This window comes from Embleya sp. NPDC020630 (assembly GCF_044334985.1).
Taxonomy (GTDB): domain Bacteria; phylum Actinomycetota; class Actinomycetes; order Streptomycetales; family Streptomycetaceae; genus Embleya.
Window position 1 is genome coordinate 107,213 of record NZ_JBIRUB010000007.1, and the last position, 20,802, is coordinate 128,014.

22 protein-coding genes are annotated in these 20,802 nt (G+C 72.5%); 4 read left to right on the plus strand and 18 right to left on the minus strand.

The annotated features are described in order from the left end of the window. Positions 1-4: 4 nt before the first annotated feature. A complete protein-coding gene (locus tag ACH4XV_RS24365; RefSeq protein ID WP_395793152.1) occupies positions 5-607 on the minus strand; it encodes a TetR/AcrR family transcriptional regulator in 603 nt (200 codons plus the stop codon). A 107-nt stretch (positions 608-714) separates the two neighbouring features. Here ACH4XV_RS24365 and ACH4XV_RS24370 point away from each other — a divergent pair, with 107 nt between their 5' ends. After that, on the plus strand, positions 715-1,542 hold the full coding sequence (locus ACH4XV_RS24370) for an alpha/beta fold hydrolase (RefSeq protein ID WP_395793154.1): 828 nt from the start codon (positions 715-717) through the stop codon (positions 1,540-1,542). A 30-nt stretch (positions 1,543-1,572) separates the two neighbouring features. On the opposite strand, the gene ACH4XV_RS24375 is transcribed toward ACH4XV_RS24370, so the two are convergent. Further along, complete coding sequence (locus ACH4XV_RS24375; RefSeq protein ID WP_395793156.1) at positions 1,573-2,124, minus strand: carboxymuconolactone decarboxylase family protein; 552 nt, start codon at positions 2,122-2,124, stop codon at positions 1,573-1,575. 117 nt (positions 2,125-2,241) lie between these two features. Between ACH4XV_RS24375 and ACH4XV_RS24380 the strand changes: the two genes are divergently transcribed. Then, positions 2,242-2,616 (plus strand): winged helix-turn-helix transcriptional regulator, encoded by a 375-nt coding sequence (locus ACH4XV_RS24380; protein ID WP_395793158.1) that lies wholly within the window; start codon positions 2,242-2,244, stop codon positions 2,614-2,616. A gap of 6 nt (positions 2,617-2,622) precedes the next feature. Here ACH4XV_RS24380 and ACH4XV_RS24385 read toward each other — a convergent pair whose 3' ends face one another. From ACH4XV_RS24385 to ACH4XV_RS24415, 7 genes are all read right to left on the minus strand, one after another. Beyond that, positions 2,623-3,444, minus strand: a complete 822-nt coding sequence (locus ACH4XV_RS24385) for a hypothetical protein (protein WP_395793160.1) — start codon at positions 3,442-3,444, stop codon at positions 2,623-2,625. A gap of 182 nt (positions 3,445-3,626) precedes the next feature. Beyond that, positions 3,627-4,274 (minus strand): LuxR C-terminal-related transcriptional regulator, encoded by a 648-nt coding sequence (locus ACH4XV_RS24390; protein WP_395793759.1) that lies wholly within the window; start codon positions 4,272-4,274, stop codon positions 3,627-3,629. 50 nt (positions 4,275-4,324) lie between these two features. After that, positions 4,325-5,659, minus strand: coding sequence for a sensor domain-containing protein (locus tag ACH4XV_RS24395; protein ID WP_395793162.1), 1,335 nt, complete (start codon positions 5,657-5,659; stop codon positions 4,325-4,327). Then, positions 5,656-6,252, minus strand: a complete 597-nt coding sequence (locus tag ACH4XV_RS24400; RefSeq protein WP_395793164.1) for an ATP-binding protein — start codon at positions 6,250-6,252, stop codon at positions 5,656-5,658. The genes ACH4XV_RS24395 and ACH4XV_RS24400 overlap by 4 nt, the downstream gene beginning before the upstream one ends. Before the next feature lie 122 nt (positions 6,253-6,374). Then, entirely contained in the window at positions 6,375-7,613 is a 1,239-nt protein-coding gene (locus ACH4XV_RS24405) for a helix-turn-helix domain-containing protein (protein WP_395793166.1), read from the minus strand. 72 nt (positions 7,614-7,685) lie between these two features. Continuing rightward, positions 7,686-8,180: a metallophosphoesterase family protein gene (locus tag ACH4XV_RS24410; protein WP_395793168.1), complete on the minus strand. Its 495-nt coding sequence runs from the start codon at positions 8,178-8,180 to the stop codon at positions 7,686-7,688. 56 nt (positions 8,181-8,236) lie between these two features. Further along, positions 8,237-8,752, minus strand: coding sequence for a winged helix-turn-helix transcriptional regulator (locus tag ACH4XV_RS24415; RefSeq protein ID WP_395793170.1), 516 nt, complete (start codon positions 8,750-8,752; stop codon positions 8,237-8,239). A gap of 239 nt (positions 8,753-8,991) precedes the next feature. Here ACH4XV_RS24415 and ACH4XV_RS24420 point away from each other — a divergent pair, with 239 nt between their 5' ends. Both ACH4XV_RS24420 and ACH4XV_RS24425 read left to right on the plus strand, forming a co-directional pair. After that, positions 8,992-10,320: an MFS transporter gene (locus tag ACH4XV_RS24420; protein ID WP_395793172.1), complete on the plus strand. Its 1,329-nt coding sequence runs from the start codon at positions 8,992-8,994 to the stop codon at positions 10,318-10,320. A 14-nt stretch (positions 10,321-10,334) separates the two neighbouring features. Next, positions 10,335-10,916 carry a GNAT family N-acetyltransferase gene (locus ACH4XV_RS24425; protein WP_395793174.1) on the plus strand — a complete coding sequence of 194 codons (582 nt, stop codon included), beginning with the start codon at positions 10,335-10,337 and terminating at the stop codon, positions 10,914-10,916. Here ACH4XV_RS24425 and ACH4XV_RS24430 read toward each other — a convergent pair. The 9 genes from ACH4XV_RS24430 to ACH4XV_RS24470 all read right to left on the minus strand — a co-directional run bounded on the left by ACH4XV_RS24430 (position 10,886) and on the right by ACH4XV_RS24470 (position 20,444). Then, on the minus strand, positions 10,886-11,170 hold the full coding sequence (locus tag ACH4XV_RS24430; RefSeq protein ID WP_395793176.1) for a hypothetical protein: 285 nt from the start codon (positions 11,168-11,170) through the stop codon (positions 10,886-10,888). The two genes, ACH4XV_RS24425 and ACH4XV_RS24430, sit on opposite strands and share 31 nt — an antisense overlap. Positions 11,171-11,388: 218 nt before the next feature. Next, complete coding sequence (locus ACH4XV_RS24435) at positions 11,389-12,447, minus strand: SIS domain-containing protein (RefSeq protein ID WP_395793177.1); 1,059 nt, start codon at positions 12,445-12,447, stop codon at positions 11,389-11,391. A gap of 161 nt (positions 12,448-12,608) precedes the next feature. Continuing rightward, entirely contained in the window at positions 12,609-13,559 is a 951-nt protein-coding gene (locus tag ACH4XV_RS24440; protein WP_395793179.1) for an ROK family protein, read from the minus strand. Next, on the minus strand, positions 13,556-14,770 hold the full coding sequence (locus ACH4XV_RS24445) for an alanine racemase (RefSeq protein ID WP_395793181.1): 1,215 nt from the start codon (positions 14,768-14,770) through the stop codon (positions 13,556-13,558). The genes ACH4XV_RS24440 and ACH4XV_RS24445 overlap by 4 nt, the downstream gene beginning before the upstream one ends. 49 nt (positions 14,771-14,819) lie before the next feature. Further along, positions 14,820-16,355 (minus strand): APC family permease, encoded by a 1,536-nt coding sequence (locus ACH4XV_RS24450; RefSeq protein WP_395793183.1) that lies wholly within the window; start codon positions 16,353-16,355, stop codon positions 14,820-14,822. Positions 16,356-16,444: 89 nt separating this feature from the next. Continuing rightward, positions 16,445-17,644 carry an ROK family transcriptional regulator gene (locus ACH4XV_RS24455; protein WP_395793185.1) on the minus strand — a complete coding sequence of 400 codons (1,200 nt, stop codon included), beginning with the start codon at positions 17,642-17,644 and terminating at the stop codon, positions 16,445-16,447. A gap of 155 nt (positions 17,645-17,799) precedes the next feature. Then, positions 17,800-18,126, minus strand: coding sequence for a hypothetical protein (locus ACH4XV_RS24460; protein ID WP_395793187.1), 327 nt, complete (start codon positions 18,124-18,126; stop codon positions 17,800-17,802). Between the two features lie 43 nt (positions 18,127-18,169). Continuing rightward, positions 18,170-19,219 (minus strand): hypothetical protein, encoded by a 1,050-nt coding sequence (locus ACH4XV_RS24465; RefSeq protein WP_395793189.1) that lies wholly within the window; start codon positions 19,217-19,219, stop codon positions 18,170-18,172. Between the two features lie 700 nt (positions 19,220-19,919). Next, positions 19,920-20,444 (minus strand): SRPBCC family protein, encoded by a 525-nt coding sequence (locus ACH4XV_RS24470; protein WP_395793191.1) that lies wholly within the window; start codon positions 20,442-20,444, stop codon positions 19,920-19,922. Between the last annotated feature and the right edge of the window lie 358 nt (positions 20,445-20,802).

Consider the following 20,802-nt stretch of genomic DNA (forward strand, 5'->3'; position numbering starts at 1 on the left):
GCGGCTAGGGTCCGTCGGGCCAACTTCGCATCGCCAGTTCCGCGACGCGTTCCAGTCTCTCGCGGCCGACGCCGTCGACGGCCTGGGTGGACATGCCCTGGACGACGGCCGCGTAGTAGGTGGCGAGGTCGTCCGGGTCGGTGTCGGCGGGCAGTCGGCCGGCCGCCACGTCGGCGGCGATCCTGCGGCGGAACGCCGCCTTGGACGCCTCGCGCAGCGCGCGCAGTTCGGCCTTGACCTCCTCGGCCGCCGCGGTACAGTTCACCGCCGCCGTGATCACCATGCAGCCGGGCGGGTGGCCGGGCTCGGTGTACGCCTCGGCCAGCGCGTACAACATGCGCTCCATCCCCCGGCGGGCGTCCGGCTCGGCGTCCAGTGCCCGGCCGGCGACCGCGCCGTAGGTGACCCCGTAGCGCTGGATCGCCTCGCTGAACAGGGCGCGTTTGTCGCCGAAGGCCGCGTACAGGCTGGGCGGCTTGATGCCCATCGCTGCGGTCAGCCCCGATACCGAGGTCGCCTCATAGCCGTGCTGCCAGAACTCGATGACCGCGCGATCCAGCGCGGCTTCGCGGTCGAAGCCGCGCGGGCGGCCTTGGGTACCGGACATGCGAACCATTCTATAGCGCTCGCTATGGAAGACGGGAACCTCTGCTACGGTGAGATCTGTAGCGACCGCTACGAAACTCGTTTGCGCATCTTCTACAGGGAGCTCTCATGTCCACCGCCACCGCCGCCACGGCCCACGCCGCCCTGCCCGTGCCGACCTTCGCGCGCACCGTGCGCGGCTCGGGCCCCGGGCTGCTGCTCGCGCACGGCGCCGGCGGCGGTGTGGCCGCCAACTACGGGCCGATCCTGGACGGCCTCGCGGCCGAACACCGCGTGGTCGGCGTCGACTTCCCCGGCTCCGGCGAGACCCCGCGCTCGACCGGGCCGCTCGACCTGGACGAACTCGCCGACCAGCTGGTCGCGGCCGGTGTCGCGGAGGGCCTGGAGACCTTCGCGGTGTCCGGCTACTCGCTCGGCGGCGCCGCCGCCGTCCGGGCCGCGACCCGGCACCCCGAGCGGGTCACGTCGCTGATCCTGACCTCGGCCTTCGCACACGCCGACGCCCGCCTCCGGTTGGCCGCGCGGGTCTGGCGCGGGCTGTACGAGTCCGGCGACCGGGCCACCTTCGCCGCCTTCCTGACCCCGTTCGCACTCGGCCCGGCCGCCCTCGACGCGCTCTCCCGCGAGGACCTGGCGGGCGTACTGCGGATGACCGCGGAGACCCCACCGCTCGGGACGCCCGAGCACACCGAACTGGTCGAGCGTGTCGACGTGCGCGCCGACCTGGCCACGATCGCGGTCCCGACGCTGGTGGTGTCCACCACCGGCGACCGCCTCGTCGAGCCGTACCACCACCGCGCCGTCGCGGCTGCCCTGCGCAACGTCCGCGTGGTCGAACTCGACTCGGGCCACCTGCCGTTCGCGGAGCGTCCGGCGCAGTGGCTGGCGGAGATCGTCGGTTTCCTGGGCGAGGTCGAGGGCGACGCGGCTCGGTAGCGGGTGGCGGCTTCGGGCCTTCGGGTGCTTTCACGCCTCCGGGAACCGCGCGGCCCACTCCTCGTCCGGCAGTCGCAGCGCATTGGCCACGTACGCGATCGTGCGGTACCAGCCGGCCAGGACCAGCACCTCCACGATCTGCCGATCCTCGAACCCGGCCCGGAGTTCGGCCCACGTGCCGTCGGTGAGGTCGGCGCCGTCGTGCAACTCGTCGACCACGCGCACCAGGATCGCCTGGCGCGGTGTCCAGGCGGCCTCGTCGTCGACGACGGTGGCCCGGAGTTGACGCAAAGTCAGGCCGGCCCGCTCCCCGAACACCTGGGCGTGCACGCCCCATTCGTAGGAGCATCCCGCCCGCGCGCACACCCGCTGCACCACGGTCTCCCGCTCGACGGCGGGCAACGTACCGTGCCCCAGCAGACCCGAGCCGAGCACCCGCATTCGCGAGGCCAGGTCGGGGTGACGCTCCAGGACCCGAAACAGGGCGAGGGGTTCACGGTCTCCGGCGGCGCCCATCCAGCGGGCCAGGGACGCCTCGGTCTCGGGGGCGTAGGGCGGGGACAACGGCGTGATCCGCGACATGGCGTGCTCCTCCATCGGCCGGGACGGCCGCTCGGGCGCTTCGGCGGCCGGCTCCTCGAGTGCTTCGCTTTCAAAAGCACTATGCTGCTTTCGAAAGCGAAGCGCAAGGAGGCGGCCGTGAACCGGCACGACAAGGCGGGCATCCCACGTCCCGGAAGCCCGGTACGCGGGTCGACCACGGGGCGGGCTCCGATGGCCGCGCTCGACCTGCTCGGCCGGCGCTGGATCCTGCGCCTGATCTGGGAGCTGAGCCGGGAACCGGCCGGCTTCCGCGCCCTGCAACGCCGGTGCGACGACATGTCCTCCAGCGTGCTCAACAACCGCCTGCGGGATTTGGTGGAGGCCCGGATCGCCGCCCAGGACCCGACCGGCCGCTACACCCTCACCCCCACCGGCACCCGACTCGTCGCCGCCCTGGACCCGCTGCGGGAGTGGTCGGTGGAGTGGGCGAGCGAGCTGGACAAGGACAAAGACAGGGGGGACAAGGACTGACGCGCGTCACCACCCGCCCTCGAAGAAGGCCGCGAGCGCCGGCTTCGGGTCGGCCGTGGTGCCCACGTTCGCCATCACCACCACGAGCACGACCAGCGTCGACGCCACCGCGAGCACCCCGAACCACGCCGACAGGCGCCGGGCGCGCCGATCGGCGGCGTCGGTCGCGGCGAACCGCCGCCACGCCACCACGGCGAGCCCGATCAGCACGACGGCCACGAGCCCGGCCACCACGGCCAACGCCGCGTGGTAGCGGGCGAAGTCGTCGATCATCAGGTCGAGGGCGGGCGGGGTGCGATCGCTCGCGGGGGCGTCCAACCCCTCCCGCACCCGGCGGAGTGTGTCGCCCAGTTCGCCCCCGGCCGCGCCGCTCGGCAGCAGCGTCAACAACGACGAGAACGGCGCCACCGCGCCCTGGATGTTGGCCATCACCGTCGCCAGCGCGCCGGCCCCGAGCATCGTGACGAACACGCCCGCCGCCGCGAGCGCGGCCCGGCGTCCCGTACCGAGATCGCGCGCCCGCAGGAACGCCCGCCACACGAGCATGCCGAGCGCGACGACCACCACCAGCAGGATCGCGGCGATCACCGCCTTGACGACGTGGAATCGGAACCAGTAGTCGACCGCCCGGTCCATGCCCGGGGTGAAGTCCCGCCGACCGGCGCGCCAGTATTCGACGAACGCCGTGCGGAAGGACGCGGCGAGGTTGTCCTGATCGACGGAGCCGTCGCCGGCGATGTGCTCGGCCAGTACGGGCGGAACGATGAACAGGGCTGCGATCAGGGCCACTACGGCGCCGACGAGGAGGGCGAGCGGGCGCGCGGGCATGCCCGCAAATCGCGATGGGACGGCGGGACGCTGCCGCCGCCGGCCCGGGAGGTGAGGCGTTGCTGTCATGCCGACCACGCTCCCGCAGCGGCGCCGCGCGGTCACCGGAGCAGGCCGGACACCCGGAGGTATGGCAGGCCACACCCTCGGGACGAATCGGGCGCGGCGGTCGAGCGCGTGGCTCAGCCCCTGAGATAGGTGAGTACGGCGAGCACCCGGCGATGGCGGGCGTCGTCGTCGGCCGGCAGGCCGAGTTTGGCAAAGATGTTGCCGATGTGCTTCTCCACCGCGCTGGCGGAGATCACCAGCCGCCGGGCGATCGCCGTGTTCGAGCAACCCTCGGCCATCAGCGCCAGGATCTCGCGTTCGCGGGCGGTCAGGGCGCTCACGCCGCCGTCCCGGCTACGCGCGGCCAGCAGTTGGGCGACGACCTGCGGATCGAGCACCGTGGCGCCGTGCGCGACCCGGTCCAGCGCGTCGAGGAATTCCTCGACCCTGGCCACCCGGTCCTTGAGGAGGTAGCCGACCGAGCCCGAGGCGTCCGCGAGCAGGTCGCCGGCGTAGGACGCCTCCACGTACTGACTGAGCATCAGCATCGGCGCGCCGGGCACGTACGAGCGGGCGCTGATCGCCGCGCGCAGGCCCTCGTCGGTGTGCGTCGGCGGCATCCGTACGTCGACGATCGACACGTCCGGCCGGTGTTCGAGCACCGCCGCGACCAGGGCGGGCCCGTCGCCGACCGAGGCCACCACCCGGTGACCGTCCTCGACGAGCAGACGGACCAGGCCCTCGCGCAGCAGTACCGAGTCGTCGGCCACCACGATCCGCAGCGGGCGGCGCTCGGCGCGGTCCGGCACCTGGCCCGGCGCCGTGTCCGGGGTCAGTCGCATGGCAGTACGGCGGTGATCGTCGTCGGGCCGCCGACCGGACTGTCCACCCGCAACCGCCCGCCGACCGCGAGCAACCGCTCCGCGAGGCCGCGCAGTCCGTGGCCCTTGGCCAAGGCCGCGCCGCCGATGCCGTCGTCGCTCACCCACACCGTCAAGTCGCCCCCGTCGTGCCGTAGTCCGAGTACGCACCGGTGTGCGTGGCTGTGTTTGGCCACGTTGGTCAGGGCCTCGGCCACGACGAAGTACGCGGCCGTCTCGACGCCGGCGTCGAGTCGCCGGCCCGGCGCGACGATGTCCGGGTCGGCCGGGACGGTGGACAGCGCGGCCAAGGCGGCGAGCGCGTCGGGCAGGCCGCGGTCGACCAGGATCGGCGGGGCGATGCCGCGCGAGAGGGCGCGCAATTCGTCCAGCGCCTCCCGGGCGTGGGCCATCGCGTCGGCGAGGGCCGCGCGGGCGGTCTCCGGCCTGCGGTCGAGATGGTGCTCGGCCCGGCCCAGTTCCATGGCCAGGCGGACCAGGCGCTGCTGCGGGCCGTCGTGGATGTCCCGTTCGAGCCGGCGCAGCGCGCTCGCCTCGGCCGTGACGGCGGCGACGGTCTGCGCGCGGGCGGTGTCGCGTTCCTGTTCGAGGCCGCGGATGCGGCGGTGCAGCGCGGAGGCGTCGGAGAGCAGCGCCTGACCCAGGCCGGTCTGGGCGGTGGTGAAGGCGCGCGTGACCAGCGGCAGGGTGCACAGGAGCAGCAGGCCGACCGTGGTCCCGAAGGCGACCCGATCGACCGGCGAGAGCAGCCCGAGGCTCACGGTGACGTGCGATTGCCCGCCGCCGGCGTTCAGGGACAACGGCCGCAGCGGCTCGGACGCCGCGTACTCGTAGCGCAGCGCACAGGTGGCGCAGGCCACCCCGACGAACCACCACAGCGCGGTCACCAGCGCCGTGACCAGGGTGATGGGGAACAACACCACGGCGTGGGCGGCATCCAGCCACGGCCCGGGCCCGGATCCGGCGCCGGACGCGGTCGCCGCCGGCTCGGCACGCACGGCCCCGCGACCGGCGGCACGCACCTTGGCGATCCGCCACCGCTCCAGATCGGCACACCACCGCGCGGGAGCAAGCGCGCGAACCACGAGCGGCGCGCCACCGGGCAGGACGAGCCCGAGCGCCGCGAAGAACACCCCGCCCAGCGCGGCGACCACCCCGACGGCGGCCAACACCGGCGCGGTCAACAGGTACACCGACTGCGCCAACGTGCGCCGCCCCACCCGCGAGAGCGCCCCGACGCCCGGCCACGATCGACCCCGAACGGCGGCGGAGAGCGATTTGGTCATGCACCAAAACTAGTACCGCGCCGCGCCCACGCCCCCGAAGCCGCCCGTTCCAGATAGACCAGCGCCGTCACCGTCGTATGGTCCGGCCCGAATCCGTGCTCCGCGCAGTTGCGGTCCATCCAGTCGTCACACCGAAACCGGGCCCGCTTCTCCAGCGAACAAAACGCCACCTCCCACGCGGACGAAAGCCGATCCACCAGCAACAACCCCCGCTCCGCCCCGGCGTCGGTCCCGGGCGAGCGAGGGCACAGCGCGGTCCGCGCACCGGCGGGGTGGTTGATGTAGTCGTACTCCCGCCCGATCCGCCCCAGATCCGACACCCGCGCCACCACCACACTCGGCCGCGCGTCGTCCCCGACGCTCTCCACGAGGAACACCTCCACCGCGAACTCGGCCGACCCCGAATGCCGCACGGCGTTGGTGGCCAGTTCGGTGACGATGAGCCGGATGTCGTACGAGATCGCCTCCGGCACCTCGGCTCGCTCCAACGCCCGCCCGACGACGCGGCGAGCCTCGCCGACGCTGCGCTCGGTGGAGGGGTAGGCCCAGCGCGACTGGGCGGTGAGCAGGCGTGCGGGGGTAAGGGTCGTCATGGTCCGGCTCCCGAGCTTGGCGATCAGTGCTCGTGACGGTAGAAAACCGACATGCCGGGAACCAGACATGCTGCGCCCCGGTTTCGGTGGGACCGGCACCGAGTCACCGCGTTACGCGGTAGTCATCCGGTTACACCAAGGTGATCGGCCAATTCGCGCATGTCGGTGGTCAGGGTGCGCTTGCGCTTTTTCAGGATCAGTCGGACCACGTCTCGGGCCAGGCTCTGGTGGCGAACCCATTCCGGCGCGGCCTGTAGGACGGTCCGCATCTCGGTCATCGCCTCGCCGTAGTCGCCTACGTGCGCCTGTGCCAGGGCAATGTCCAGGCGGTGTCGGTTCTGCGTGTTCGGGCTCGGGAGTGGACCGGCGATCGGCTTCGGAGTGTGCTCGACGCCCCGGAGCAGTCCGCGGTGGTCGCCGACGACGGCGAAGTCCTCGAGGGTCTTCAGGTGGGCCGTGACCGGGCCGAACGATCCCCAGTGCATGCTGCGGTCGGTGTGCTCGACGCCGACGGCGGTCGCCGCGGTGCCGGCCATGCGGCGGGCCTCTCGGGCGACATCGGGGTTGTTGTTGCGCACCGCCGCCGCAGCCACTCGCTGGAGCAGCTCGCCCCACACCGCGATCTCGCCGGCAGTGGCCCGCGACAGGCGCGGCTCGATGCCGTCGGCCGTCTCCGCCGCCAGGTGTTCGCACTCGTCGAAGCGACCCTGGCGCAGCAGCAGCCAGCACAGTCCGCCCACGCCGGTGGCCGCGAGGTGTACCCGGCCCATGGCCCGGGCATCGCGGATGCCCTCCGAGAACGCGTGGTAGGCGAGGTCGTATTGGCGAACCTGGGTGAGGTATTTGCCGGCCGCGTGCAGCGCCGCAACCCGCACCTCGGCGACACCCTCGGGCCCCTCGGCAGAGGGCACCGCCCGCAGGATCGCGGGAAGTTCGTCCGCCATCGACTCGTACCGGTCGGCCTGATACAGCTCGTGGGCCCGATCGATCCGGGCCCGCGTGGCGGCAAGGCGCTGCGGGGTGAGTTCGGCGGAGTCGGCGCGGTCGACCAAGCCGACTGCCGGCGTGAGTGCCTGGCGCAGCGCGATCAGCTGGATGCGGGAGCCCACTTCGTCGCGCACGGGTTTGGGCACCGACGGTGCGAAGAGCGCCGACGTGGGCAAATCCAGCGCTCGCGCGAGCACGTGCAGCGTGGCGATCCGGACGTCGCCGCCCTGTTCGACCTTGGCGACCGTCGACACGCCCAGGCCCGCCGCCTCCGCCAGTTGCTCCTGGCTGAGCCCGGCCACCCGTCGATACCGCCGGACGTTGTCCCCGAGTCCGCTCACCGCGTACCTCTCACCCTGGGAGGTGACACTCACCCATGCCGATCCCAAGCTAGCGCGGCAATGACCCGTTCGGGATCGGGAAAGGCGCGGCAGCGACCCGGTGCGTCAGTCGAGGTTGTGCAGCACGACGTCGCTGATCCGGCCCGCCTCGGCCGTCAGCGTCATGTACGTGTGATGCGGTTGGCGGCGGCGGTCGGTCGGTGAGCCCGGATTGAGCAGGCGCAGACCTGTGTCCGTAACCGTGTCCCACGGGATGTGGCTGTGTCCGAACACGAGGACGTCCGTGTCGGGATACCGCGCCGCGCACCGGCGTTCGCGGCCCTCGGCCGGGCCCGTCTCGTGGACGACGGCGAAGCGCACGCCGGCGAGTTCGACCCGGGCCACCTCCGGTAGCCGCGCCCGCAGGTCCGCGCCGTCGTTGTTGCCGTAGACCCCGACCACCCGATGCGAGGACGCCTCGAACAGGTCGAGTACGTCGACGTCGACCCAGTCCCCCGCGTGGATCACCACATCGGCCACCGCCGCCTCGACCAGCACCTGCTCCGGAACGGCCTTGGCACGACGGGCGACATGGGTGTCGGACACCAGCAGAACGCGCATGCCCACCACGGTACGACCCCGACGCCGCATCCGGGACGAACCCGACCCTCGTCCGGTCAGGGAGCCGTTTCCGGTTGCGGTGCCGGCTTCGGGGCCCGCCAGGCGGGATTCCTGCGGATGCCGACCTGTTCGAGTTCGAGCGTGTCGCCGGTTTCGGTGCGGAGTTCGACGTGGACCGGTACGCCCGTTTCGTGGTCGACGTAGTGCAGCGGCGCCGTGCCGTCCTGGAGATGCCGGTCACCCCACTGCATCAGGGCCACGATCACCGGGAACAGTTCGCGGCCCATGTCGGTGAGCACATATTCGTCGCGCGTACGACCGCCGTCCTCCCGGTACGGGCGCTTGGCGAGCAGGCCTGCCTCGGTCAGGCGGCGCAACTGCTGGGCGGCGGCGCGGTCGGTGATCCCGATGCGGTCGGCGAAGCCGCTGAACCGGGTCGTGCCGTAGCAGGCCTCGCGCAGGATCAGCAGCGCGGAGCGGGTTCCGACCACCTCCAGCGCCTTGACCAGCGAGCAGTGATCGGTCTTCCACGCGCCCAGATCGGCGAGCGCGCCCTCCATGACAACCGGCATGAGCCCATCGTACCCACCCCGACTATCACCTTGTATAGCCAGGCTCTGGCTACCTATACTCCAGGAAAGTCAGCCCTTGACGCGCACTGCTTGAAGCGGACCGCGCAGCGCTGCCCTCGACCGGACCATCCGACCCGCATCACAGGGGGATCCCCATGGCCTCGCAGGCCACACAAGCCGCGCCGGTCGCCGACAAACGGCGGCAAGTCCCCGGTGGACCAACGGCCATCACGTTCGTCGTGTGTTCCGCGGCGTTCATGGCGATGCTCGACGTGTTCGTGGTCAACGTCGCCTTCACCGACATCGGCGCCGAATTCGACGTACCACTCGCGGACCTGAGCTGGGTCCTCAACGCCTACGCCATCGTCTACGCGGCGCTGCTGATCCCGGCCGGCCGGCTCGCCGACCGGTACGGCCGCAAACCGGCGTTCCTCGCCGGACTGGCCCTGTTCACCGTGGCGAGCGCCGCCTGTTCCGCGGCGCCCCAGTTGTGGTGGCTGGTGTTCTTCCGCGGGCTCCAGGCGGTCGGCGCGGCCGTACTCACCCCGGCGAGCCTCGGGCTTCTGCTCACCGCGCTGCCGCCGGACCGCCGGGCCAAGGCGGTCGGAATCTGGGCCACCACCAGCTCGTTCGCGGCGGCGGTCGGTCCCGTCGTCGGCGGCGGCCTGGTGGAGCTGTCCTGGCGGTGGGTGTTCCTGATCAACATCCCGATCGGCGTGGCGGCGTTCGTGGCGACCCGCCGCGTGCTCCCCGACCTGCGCGAAGCCTCGGCCGTACGCATGCCGGACCCGCTCGGCACGGCCGCGCTGATCGTCGCCTTCGGCGCGCTGTCCCTGGGCCTGGTCAAGGGCCGGGACTGGGCGTGGACCGGGGCGGCGACCATCGGCACCTTCGCCGTCGCCGCCGTCGGTATCGCGATCTTCGTCGGGCGGATCCTCACCCATCCGGAACCGGCCGTGGATCCGGCCCTGTTCCGCACCTCGACGTTCGTGTGGGCCAACATCACCGTGTTGACGTTCTGTACCGCCTTCGGCGCGGTCTTCCCGTCCGTGGTGTTGTGGCTGGAGGGCCCCGGCGGCTACTCGACCCTGGCCACCGGCCTGGCCATCGCGCCGGGCCCGCTGATGGTGCCGCTGTTCGCGGTCGTCGGCCGAAGGCTGGCCACACGGGTGCCGATCGGGGTGCTGGTGGCGGCGGGCAACGTGCTGTTCGCCGGCGGCGCCCTGTTGTTGGCCGCCGGCGCGTCCGCCGATCCCCGATACACGACGCGGGTCCTGCCGGGATGGCTGGTCATCGGAGTCGGTATCGGGCTGGCCATGCCCCTCATGCTCTCCCGCGCCACCGCCCGGCTGCCCGGTGACCAGGCCGCGACCGGCAGTGCCGTGGTCAACACCAGCCGCCAACTCGGGTACGTGCTCGGCGTCGCCATCCTGGTCGCCGTCCTCGGCACGACCGGCACCGCGCCCGATCCGACCGGTGCCTTCCGTCACGCCTGGTGGTTCATCGCGGCCACCGCCGCCGGATCGGCCGTCACCGCCCTGGGCATCACCGACCGCACTCGGAGCTGATCACCGTGAGCGTCATGGCCCCCGTAGCCCGCGTAGCCCTCGCCGACACCGTGCGCCTGCGCCCGTGGCGCTCGGACGATGTCGACGAACTCGGGCGAGTTGCCGCGTACTTCACACCGAACGCACTCGCCGCGCGATTCGGCGCGGCGAGCACCACGATCCCCGACTGGTACCGGACCCACATCATCGAGGCCCGGGCACACGGCAGGTGGAACGCGTGTGTGGCCCACAGCGGAGACCACATCGTGGGCTGGGCGGAGTACGGACTCGACGACGAGCCCGGTCACGCCGACATCGCCGCCCTGGTCGGCGACCGGTACCAGGGGCACGGCCTCGGCACCCGGTTGATCGGGCAGGTCGCGTCCGTGGCCAAGGCGGCCGGGGTACGCGTCCTGCACGCCCAGATCCGGGTCGACAACCGGGCCGCCCGCAAGGCGCTGTACGCGGCATTTCCGAACCTGCGCTACACGGAACTGCAGGACGGACAGTGGCACTTCGCCGTGGACCTGGCGCACCCCGTCGACCCGCCACGCGCCTCGAACGAGCCGGCCCCGATCGGCCCCGCTCAGCGACCGCCCTCCTCGCCCCGCACCTGACGCGGGCCGACCGCCCCCGCGACGGCCGACCCGGTCGGTGGCTTGACCCCGTTGGTGGCACCGATCGTCGGCCGTCCCGTGCCGGGCGGCTTGACGCCGTTGGTGCGCCCGGTCGGTGTACCGCCGTGCGCCGACTGGGTGTTGCCCCCGGACCGGTCGCCGTGGCGTCGCAGCGGCTCCGTCGATTCCTTGGGCTCCCCCGAATCCCGGAAGTCCGTGGCCGATCGCCCGAGTTCCCCGTTGTCCCCGTTCATGTCCGTTCGCTCCCCTCGATTCCCGCGAACCGTGCGATCGCTCGGGTCCCTGTCTTCCGAGCGACCGCCCCCCGATCCGGTTGATTCCTGGCCTTGCGGGTGCTGTCGGACATAGTCGAGTGACAACACACCACATAGTCAGATACGTACCGGGGCCTCGAACGGTTCGGCGTTCGCGGGACGAGATTTGCGCAGACGAGATGTGCGAGCCGACCGCGTCAGGTCGTCGGCGTCACCTTCGCCAGACCCGCCGGGGCGTCCGGGTTCGCCCCTCGGCGCAGGGCGAACGTGCGGGCCAGATTCTGCAGATGCACGGTGGTGGCGATGGCCCGGGCGGCCTCCGTACGCAGGCCGCCGAGTTCGGGGGCCACCGTCGCGTGCGGGACGCCGTCGGCGACCAGGCGCTCGCGCAGTCGGGCGATGTCGGGCGCGGTAGGGCCGCCCAGGTCGATCAGCAGGACCGGAACGCGGGCTCCCAGTGCGGCGATCGGGCCGTGCAGCAGGTCGGCGACCGAGATGCCCTCGGCGAATACGCCGGAGGTCTCGCGGATCTTGAGCGCACCCTCCAACGCCACCGCGCCGCCGAGTCCCCGGCCGGCCACGACCAGGCGGTCGTGGTGCGCCCAGTCGGCGGACAACCTCTCGCACGCGTCGGCGTCGGCCAGCACCCGGCGTACCGCTTCGGGGAGTTCGGCCAGGTCGGCGAGATCGGCGACGGTCGGCGGCAGCGGGCCGAGGGCGAGCGCGATGCCGACCACGGCCAGGAGTTGGGCGGTGACGGTCTTGGTCGCCGGGACCGCGATCTCGGTGCCGGCGTCGGTGGCGACCAGGACGTCGGCCTCGGCGGCGAGCAGGCTGTCCGCCTCGTTGGTGATCGCCACGACCCTGGCGCCCTGTTCGCGCGCGGCCCGGACCGCCGTGACGATCTCGGGGGTGCGGCCCGACTGGCTCAGCGCGGTGACCAGGTAGCCGGAGTAGTCGGTGCGCGCGCCGTAGCGGGTCACCAGGCTCGGCGCGGCCAGGCCCGCCGGGCGACCGGACGCCGGCTCGTACAGGTAGCGGCCGAACACCGCGGCGTTGTCCGACGATCCGCGCGCGATCAGCGTCGACCCGAGCAGCGGTGTGGGCAGCGCGGCCCGGACGGCCTCGCCGAGTTCGGGCAGGCGGGCGACCAACCGGCCCAGGACGTCGGGCTGTTCGGCCATCTCGGCGGCCATCACGGCCCCGGGGGCGGCGGGATGGTCGGTGGTCGGCGTGCTCGGGGTTGCGGGGGTCATGGCGTTGGTCCCTTCGGTCGGCTTCGCTTCGGTCGGCTGTGCTTCGGTCGGCCTTGCTTCGGTCGGCTTTGCTCGGGTCGGCCTTGCTTCGGTCGGCTTCGCTTCGGTCCGTGCCGGGTCGATCGGTTCGGGAAGGGCGGTTCTTCGGGGGGTCGGGCCCATCACGTCACCAGCGCCCACTTCGGGCGTTCGCCGAGGGCGATGTCCCAGGCCAGGGCGGCGGCGCCACGCAGCGCGCCGTCGTGGATGTGCCGTGCCGCGACGATCACCTCGTCCGGGGCGGCGGCGCCGGGCGCGTGTTTGGCGACGAAGCCGCGCAGTACGTCGAGGACCCGGTCGGCCGCGGCCATCAACCCGCCGCCGAGGGCGATCCGGGTCGGGTCCAGGGCCAGGTACAGGTTGAGCACGTGGCCCGCGAGCACGTCGAGCGCCTGGTCGGCGACCGCCCGCAGCCGGGGGTCGGCGGAGGTCAGGATCGCCGCCGCGTCGGGGGCCGGGCCGGTGCCGCCGAGCACGTACAGGGCCTGCGTGCGGGCGAGCAGCGGGCCGCCGCCGATCAGCGATTCCAGGTCCGGCTCGTCCGGGCGGCCGGGCGCCAGCGCGTAGCCGATCTCGCCGGCCACACCCCGCGCGCCGCCCACGACCCGGCCGCCTACGGTGAGCGCGGCGGCCACGCCCGTACCCAGATTGACGAACAACCCCGGATCGGCGTCGACGAGCGCACCGGAGCGCACCTCGGCCAGCCCCGCCGCCTTGACGTCGTTGGCCACCACCACCGGCAGCGCCCCGAACGCCTCCCGGGCCCGGCCCAGGACGTCCACCCGCTCGATGCCGGGCAGGTTCGGCGACAGCTCCACCCCGGCCGAGGTCACCGTCCCGGGACACACCAGGCCCACGGCCACCACCTCGTGCCGCCCACCCCGGGTCGCCGCCGCGACCTGGTCCCGGGCCGCCCCGAGCAGCCGATCGAACGCGCGCCCCATGTCCTCACCGGGAGCGCGCGTGGGCACCCGCCGCCCGGCCGACACCACCCCGGCGGCATCGATCGTGGCCATCGCGGTCTTGGTGCCGCCGATGTCCAGCGCGACTATCGCACGCGCACCACGCGTCACGACGCGTCCTCCACGACCCGCGCCTCCGCGTCGTACCTGCTCCCCCACACCGGCGCACCCCCCGCCGCATGCAGCCCGGCGACCGCCTGGGTGCGCCCACGCGTGACGAACGCCTGCGGCCGGAAGCACATCACCACCGTGTCGCCCGGACGGATGTCCAGACGGCGGGCGTCGCGCAGCACCGTGTAGTAGTGGATCGCCCCATCGGGGGCGGTATCCACGCGCGCCACCCGATCCCCGGCGGTCGCGGTCGCCGCGTCCCGGCCGACCAGCGCGGTGAGTCGGAAGTCGCCGAGGACCTTGTCGATGTAGTGGCCGGCGGCGAACGCGTACGCGTCGTCCCCGTCCACGTGCGACACCTCGGTCACGTACACGATCGCCGGCTGCTCCGGGGCGTCCTCGGAGAACACGTGCAGCGGCGTGGTCCCGTGGATCGCGTTGCCCGGCTCGACGTGCGTGGCCCCCGCGTCGGCGGCGATGGCCAGCGAGCGGGCCGAGGTGGTGCCGGGCGCGTTGACCTGGCGGATGTCGAACCCGGCCGCGCGCAGGCGTTCGGCGGCCGTAACGAGCGTGGTCAGGTTCGGGGTGGCGGCGATCCGCCGGTTGTCCGGGTCGGCAAGCAGGGCCGGGAACGTGGTGACGCCGTGTACCGCGACCCCCTCGATGGCGTGCACCGCCCGCGCGGCGGCCTCCACGTCGGCGGCCGGGAAGCCGCCGCCGTGGCCGAAGTAGAACCGGTCCCCCTCACCGTGCACCCGCAGCAGCACCGACACGGGCGGGCCGCCCCGACGCCGCGCCGCCGCGCCGATGCGGCGCGCGGCGTCGAGCGAGAACACGGTGACCACCTCGGGGTCGGCGCCGACCACGAAGTCCTCGCTGCCCCGGTGCGGTTGCACGAGGTGTCCTACGTGGCCGACCGGGAGCCCATGGCGCACCGCCGCCGAGACGCAGGCGGTGTCCACCGCGACGACGGGGCCGAGGCCCGCCTCGATCGCGGTGCGGGTCACGTCGGGGTTGCGCCCGTACTGCTTGGCCATCACGTAGGTGGACAAACCGCGCGCCCGGGCCGCGTCGGCGATGGCGGCGGCGTTGCGGGCGACCGTGTCCAGGTCCACCACGTAGGTGTTGGCGAGCAGTTCGCCGGCCTGATGGGCCGTCACGACGGCGTCGATCAGGGGGCGGTTGCGGGCGAGCAGTCGGTCCAGGAACATCGGGTCTCCTTGGCGCGGGCGGGATGCGGGCAGCTGAACGGTGTGCGGATCAGGTCCGGCCGGTCGACACCGGCACCACCCCCGTCGACGCGGTCCGGGACGCCGCCGTCGAAGCGTCCGTCGTTTCCGTCGTGTCGTCGCCCGGTTCGTCCTCGAACACCCGTCCCATCGCGGCCAATACCTCCGGACGCGAGCGGTGTGCCCACACCAGATACGCGGCGCCGAGCACCATCCAGCCGACGATCACGTACGGCACGAGGTTGTTCGGATGATCCGGCACCGGCCACAACTGGCCGTAGATCGGCAGCAGCATCAGCAGCACCGTCGCGCCCGGCAGGATCCCGTGCCGCAACAGGGCGAACTCGCCCCGGTGTTCGCGCAGGTAGAACCGGATCACCGCGATGCTCATCAGGATGTAGATGATCACCATGCCGAGGCCGAGAATGGTGCCGGCGAACCCGTACACGCCCAGCGGACCGAGGTCGCCGCCGAAGCCGCTGCCCAGGGCCAGCGCGAACACGAGCGAGAAGCCCAGATACGCGGTGATCGCCGACTGCGGCACGTGGCGCTCGTTGGTGCGGCCGAGGAAGCGCGGCAACACCCCCTCGCGGCCCATCGAGAACAACACCCGCACGGCCGCGTTCGATCCCGAGACGACGTTGGCGAACTGGCTGACGATCACGGTCAGCGCGAGGATCCAGGTGACGCCCCAGTAGCGGTCGACCAGCGTGGTCAGCGGCGCGGCGTCGCCGGACAGGTCCGAGCCGTGCCCGGAGCCGAAGCCGATCGAGGTCGAGTAGGCCATCAGCACATAGAACGTGCCGATCACCGCGACGGCCGTGAACAGCGCGAGCGGGATGCTGCGCTTGGCGCCACGCGCCTCCTCGCCGAGGGTGGCCACCGACTCGAAGCCGATGAACATCAGGATGCCCCAGAGCATGCCGGTGCCCAGGCCGCTGAACCCGTCGATGGAGTTGGCCGGGTTGAACGGCGCCACCGACAGGCCCGAGTCGCCACCGTCGCCGAGGATCACCCCGGCCAGGCCGAGCAGTACGCCGACCTCCAGGACCAGGAAGATCAGCGCGGTCTTGGCCGAACTGGACACCCCGAGCGAGTTGACGCCCCACACCACGGCGGCGAACGCCAACGACATCACCTGCCACGGCACCCGGATGTCGAACTGGCTGTCCAGGAAGTCGTGGCTGTACCCGCCGAGCGCGGCGAACAACATCGGCCCGACCATGCCGTACGTGAGCAGCAGCAGCCACCCGGACAGGAAGCCGCCGGACTTGCCGAACCCGTGACTGTTGTAGGTGTAGGCGAAGCCGGCCGCCGGCAGCTTGCGGGCGAACGCGGCGATGGTGTTGGCCACCAGGAGGCTGGCGACCATGGCCAACACGATGGCGAGCGGCAGCGCGTACCCGGCGCCGGCCGCGGCGGGCGGCGTGTTGAACGCGACGCTGGTGGCGGGGCCCATGAAGGCCATACACATGGCGACGGCGCCGAACACCGACAGCGTGTTGCGGCGGAGCGACCCGCCCTTCGGGTTCGGGCTCGCGGGCGGCGAGGGCAGTGCGGTGGACATGGGTGGTACTCCAGGCGGTTCGGTGGGGCGGGACGGGCCCCGAGGGTGCGGGGAGGGTGGGGACGCGCGCCTGTGGGGTGGGGTCGGGCTCAGTGCGCCCGTGGCGTCAGCAAGGCCGCGAGGTCGAGGTCGGCTCGGACCGCCGCCGCCGCGTCGGGTGCGACGTCGAAGCGCACGCGCAATGCGGTGAGGCCGCGCGATACCGCGCCCAACGCGCCTGCCAGGTCGGCCAGTTCGGAGTGCACCAGCTCGGGGCAGGCGGGCAATCGTCGGCGTACCCGCTCGCGCAGCCGGGTGGTCATCGCGGCGTCGATGGAGGCGGAGACGCGGCCGCCGAGGACGACCAGTTCGGGCTCGTACGCGATGGTGACCGCGGTCAGCGCGATGCCGAGGGCACGCTCGAAGCGTTCGACCACGGCGCGGGCGGCCGGCGCGGTGTCGGTGAAGACGTCGGCGGCGGTGGCCACGTCGAGGCCGGCCTCGCGGGCGGCGCGCATCAGGCCCTCGGCGCCGACCAGTTCCTCCACGGTGTGCTCGTCGGAGTCGACGGGCAGGAAGCCGAATTCGCCGACGAGGCCGGTCGGTCCGCCCCGGATGTGCCGATCCACGGCCACACCCGCGCCGAAGCCCGCACCGACGGTGAACATCACGGCGGTGTCGGCGGTGCGGGCGGCGCCGTGCCGGAGTTCGCCCTCCAGGGCCAGGTCGGCGTCGTTGCCGAACGCGACGGTGCCCTCCAGGGCGCGGCGCAGCCGGCGGGTGAACAGGTCGCCCTCGATCTGCGGGAGGTTGGTCGCGCCGCGCACGTCCAGCCCGTCGGCCGCGACCGCTCCGGGCAGCCCTATCACGCCCGCGCGCAGCACGTCGGGCACGGCGGTGTCGGTCCCGGCGGCGGCGTACAGCGCGCGGACCCGCTCGGCGAGCCAGTCCGCGAGGTGGTCGGCGGCGAGGTGTCGGGGCGTGGGCTCCTCGTGGTAGCGCGGCGAGCGGCCGAGCAGGTCGGTGGCCAGGAACCGGCAGGTGGTGCCGCCGAGGTCGACGCCGACCGCGACACCGCGTTCCGCGGCGACCTCGATCACCACGCCCTGGCGGCCCCGCCGGCCGGTCTGGAGCACGGCGCCCTCACGGACGAGGCCCTCGTCCAGCAGCCCTTCGACCACCCGGGACACGGTGGCGGCGCTGAGCCCGGTCTGCTGGGTGAGACCCGCGCGACTGTGCTGCCCACCGGCCAGCAACACCGCGAGCAGGCTGGAACGGTTGGCCCATCGGGCATCCGCCGTCTCCGCCATGTTCACCTCTCAGAGTGAAAATATTTCAGAGTGAGAGAAAATTAAGCCCGGCGAAGGGAGGTGTCAAGGGTTCATCAAGACGACCCCACATCAGGACAACAGTGAGCATGCACCCGACCACTCCCCGCACCCGCCGCAGGCGGCGGGGGCATGCGTCAGCCGGATCCGTCCGCGGGTTCGATGAGCCGGCCCAGGCGCCGGGCCTCCGCCGTGATCTCCGCATCGATCCCGCCGAACGCGTCAAAGGCGAGACCGAGTTCTCCGAGCGCCACCGGGAGCAGTTCGTGCACGTCACGGACCGCCTCGGCACGCGTACAGGCAGCCAGGATCCGCAGGCCGGGGCCGTCGAGCCCCGCGACGAGCGCGACACAGGCCGCGTCGTCGACGTCGATCGCCGGTATCTCGCCCGCACTCCAGAGCGCGGCATGGTCCTGAAGAGCAAGCGCCGCTGCTTCGGTCGACGTCGCGCGCCCATGCCTCACGCGACGGGGCACCCCCGTCGAGCCGATTTCGTCGACGCGGAACCTACGGCTGGAAGGTGTACCCCCGGCCCTGGCCCCACTCCACCGCCGCGGCGGCGATGGCGCGGCTGAAGCGGTAGTCGTCGGTCAGGGTCTTCAGGGTCTCGGTCACGCCGTCGGTCAGGACGTCGTCGGCCTGCCACCGGGCCAGTAGTTCGCAGGCGGCGGTCAGGGTGCGGGCGTCCCAGGACCCGGAGCGCGAGTGCACCATCAGCGACTCGCCGACCAGATGCGGATCCTCGAAGGTCGAGAGCAGGAACGGGGACGCGGCCGGCACCGCCCCGCGCCGGAAGACGGCGGGCAGCGGGGTCCCCTGCGGGAGCCAGTACACGGTGCCGATGACCTCCCAGCGGCCGTGTCGACCCCGGCAGGCCGGGAGGTCGCGGGCCACCCACGAATCGTGTGCACCGGTGTCGAGCACGGTCGTCCCGTCCGCGCCCCGGACCGTACCGTCGACCACGGGCCACGCCTCCCAGTACCGCGCCACCGAACTGCGCGTGTCGTCGATCGACCCGTCGTCGCGGTTCACCCGCTCGGTGCGGTCGATGCGCTGGACGATGTACCCGGTCGCGCCCGCGGGCGGCACCCAGCGGAAACTGCGATCGAAGGCGCCGAACTCGTTCGAGGTGTCCACGGAGTTCACCGTCCCGAGATCGAAGGCCGGCCCGTCGTCGTCGTCATCGTCGTCCGCGGGCAGGAGCTTCGCGTGGGCCTCGGCTTCGAGTCGTTCGCGCTCGGCGGCCGTCACCGACAGGGCACCGGCACCGGCGCCGGTGGTCGTGGGTGCAGGTGCCGGGGGTGTCCCGCGCTTGGCCGACTCCTTGCCCTTCTTCTCCTTCTCCTCACGCGTCGTGCTCTCGCGAAGGGCGACCACGCGGCCGGATACGTCCCGCAGTTCGGCGTTCCCGCACGCCAGGCAGTAACTGCTGCACCTCTCGTGCACGAAAACGTCCCGACAGGTCGGGCATTCGAACACCGAGCGGTACTCCTCGTCGGAGTCCTCGACGAAGCGGCGCTCGCAGGAGTAACAGGTGCTGGAAGCAGTGAGTGGCATCGCCGATCCCTCCGCGCGTCCCCGAGCAGCCGAACGGATGCTCCTGGTCGGAACCTACTCGCGTCAACCCTCCCGGATGGCCGGGTTTGCCCGATTACCCGAAGAAGTTTCGGGGACGCGGCGAATAGCCGGGTGGTTGGGTAACCCGCTTACCCAGCAAGCAAGTTGCCCCATCGTCGAGGCACCGGCCGGGCAGCGGAAGCAGGTCTTCGGTCGGCCCTGCCCACCGAACCTCGGGTCGAGCCACCGCAGAGGCCGGGCGGACTGCGGGAGCAAGGCTTCGGGTGCGCTCTGCGGGTTGGACTCCCGGCGCGTTGCGGGCTCGGGCCTCGGGCGGGCTGCGCGTGTGGAGCCTCGGTCGGGCCGCGCGGGCAGAGCTTTGGTTGCTCTTCACGCGTGGGGCGACGGTCGGATGCGGGCCTGCGGGCGGGCTGCGGGAGTGGGTGCGTTGCGGGGCCAAGCTTCGGGCGGGGTGCGTGTGTGGGGTTTGGTGGGCTTTCGTGTGCGGGGCTTCGGGCGGCTTTTGGGGGGACGTGCTCGATTGGGCTCGGCGGGTGGGGTCGGTGGCGCTTTGTGGGCGGGGCGGGCGGGCCCCGGCCGGGTTGGCCGGGTGCGAGCGCGCCCCGAGCGGTGGGTGGTGGGCGGGCCGGGGTTCGCTCGGGGCGGGTGGTGGCGGGCGCGGGGTGGGGCGGTTGCGGCGTCAGCCTTGCCGCCGACCGGTCTCGAGGTAGATCCGCAGGTGGTCGAGGCCGCGTTCGAGGATGTCGCCGACGGCTAGGTCGGTGTCCGCGCCGGCTTCCCGGTGTCGGGTCAGGGCGTCCACCGACAACGCCTCGCCGCCCTCCTTGCCGCCGAACTGGGCCGAGTCGTGGACGCGCTCGCCCTCGACCGCGCCCGGGTCGAGTGGATCCCGGCCGTCCTCGACCATGACGGTGACGATGCTGTCGATGTCGCTGGGGCCGTCCTGGACGATCACGATGCCGGTGTACGGCGTACCGCGCACGGCCCACTCGATGCGGGTGCCGGGGCCGTCCCGGTCCAGGTCGACCTCGGCCGCCACGGATTGCGCGGCCTCGCCGGCGGTCACCACGACCGCGTGGGCCGAGGTGGTCCGGACGGCGGTCACCGGCGGGAAGTATTCGGGGAGCCTGTCGGTATCCGACAAGACCATGTACGCCTGGTCGGTGGACGCTGCGACCTGCACGGAACGCGTGTGAAGAACCATGCGCGTACTGCTATCCGTTCAACGGGCGTTCCATTCGCGATCACGGCGGCGCGGGTGCCGGGAGACAGTGGGTTGGCCGGGGCGGCACGGCCGGGCGCGGCCGACGCGATCCGGCTCGGCGTCCGGGGTTGGGCGGCAGGCATCCTGCCGAGACGCGTCACCCAGGCGTTCGACCTCGGCCAATCGCCGGGCCTTCCGCGCACCCCAGGCCGTCGGCGTCTTCACCAGGCTTTCCTGGTCCTCCGCGTCCGCACCGCGCCTTCCGCGCTTCGCCGGGTTTGCTTGCCGCGTCCTACAAGCCTTCCGCGCCCCTCGCGCCTTCCGCGCCTGTCAACGCGTCCGCCTCTACGCCGCGCCT

Coding starts and splice junctions, on each gene's coding strand:
- ACH4XV_RS24365 (WP_395793152.1), bottom strand. CDS start 607: ATGTCCGGTACCCAAGGCCGCCCGCGCGGCTTCGACCGCGAAGCCGCG.
- ACH4XV_RS24370 (WP_395793154.1), top strand. CDS start 715: ATGTCCACCGCCACCGCCGCCACGGCCCACGCCGCCCTGCCCGTGCCG.
- ACH4XV_RS24375 (WP_395793156.1), bottom strand. CDS start 2,124: ATGTCGCGGATCACGCCGTTGTCCCCGCCCTACGCCCCCGAGACCGAG.
- ACH4XV_RS24385 (WP_395793160.1), bottom strand. CDS start 3,444: ATGCCCGCGCGCCCGCTCGCCCTCCTCGTCGGCGCCGTAGTGGCCCTG.
- ACH4XV_RS24395 (WP_395793162.1), bottom strand. CDS start 5,659: ATGACCAAATCGCTCTCCGCCGCCGTTCGGGGTCGATCGTGGCCGGGC.
- ACH4XV_RS24400 (WP_395793164.1), bottom strand. CDS start 6,252: ATGACGACCCTTACCCCCGCACGCCTGCTCACCGCCCAGTCGCGCTGG.
- ACH4XV_RS24410 (WP_395793168.1), bottom strand. CDS start 8,180: ATGCGCGTTCTGCTGGTGTCCGACACCCATGTCGCCCGTCGTGCCAAG.
- ACH4XV_RS24415 (WP_395793170.1), bottom strand. CDS start 8,752: ATGCCGGTTGTCATGGAGGGCGCGCTCGCCGATCTGGGCGCGTGGAAG.
- ACH4XV_RS24425 (WP_395793174.1), top strand. CDS start 10,335: ATGGCCCCCGTAGCCCGCGTAGCCCTCGCCGACACCGTGCGCCTGCGC.
- ACH4XV_RS24430 (WP_395793176.1), bottom strand. CDS start 11,170: ATGAACGGGGACAACGGGGAACTCGGGCGATCGGCCACGGACTTCCGG.
- ACH4XV_RS24435 (WP_395793177.1), bottom strand. CDS start 12,447: ATGACCCCCGCAACCCCGAGCACGCCGACCACCGACCATCCCGCCGCC.
- ACH4XV_RS24445 (WP_395793181.1), bottom strand. CDS start 14,770: ATGTTCCTGGACCGACTGCTCGCCCGCAACCGCCCCCTGATCGACGCC.
- ACH4XV_RS24450 (WP_395793183.1), bottom strand. CDS start 16,355: ATGTCCACCGCACTGCCCTCGCCGCCCGCGAGCCCGAACCCGAAGGGC.
- ACH4XV_RS24455 (WP_395793185.1), bottom strand. CDS start 17,644: ATGGCGGAGACGGCGGATGCCCGATGGGCCAACCGTTCCAGCCTGCTC.
- ACH4XV_RS24465 (WP_395793189.1), bottom strand. CDS start 19,219: ATGCCACTCACTGCTTCCAGCACCTGTTACTCCTGCGAGCGCCGCTTC.
- ACH4XV_RS24470 (WP_395793191.1), bottom strand. CDS start 20,444: ATGGTTCTTCACACGCGTTCCGTGCAGGTCGCAGCGTCCACCGACCAG.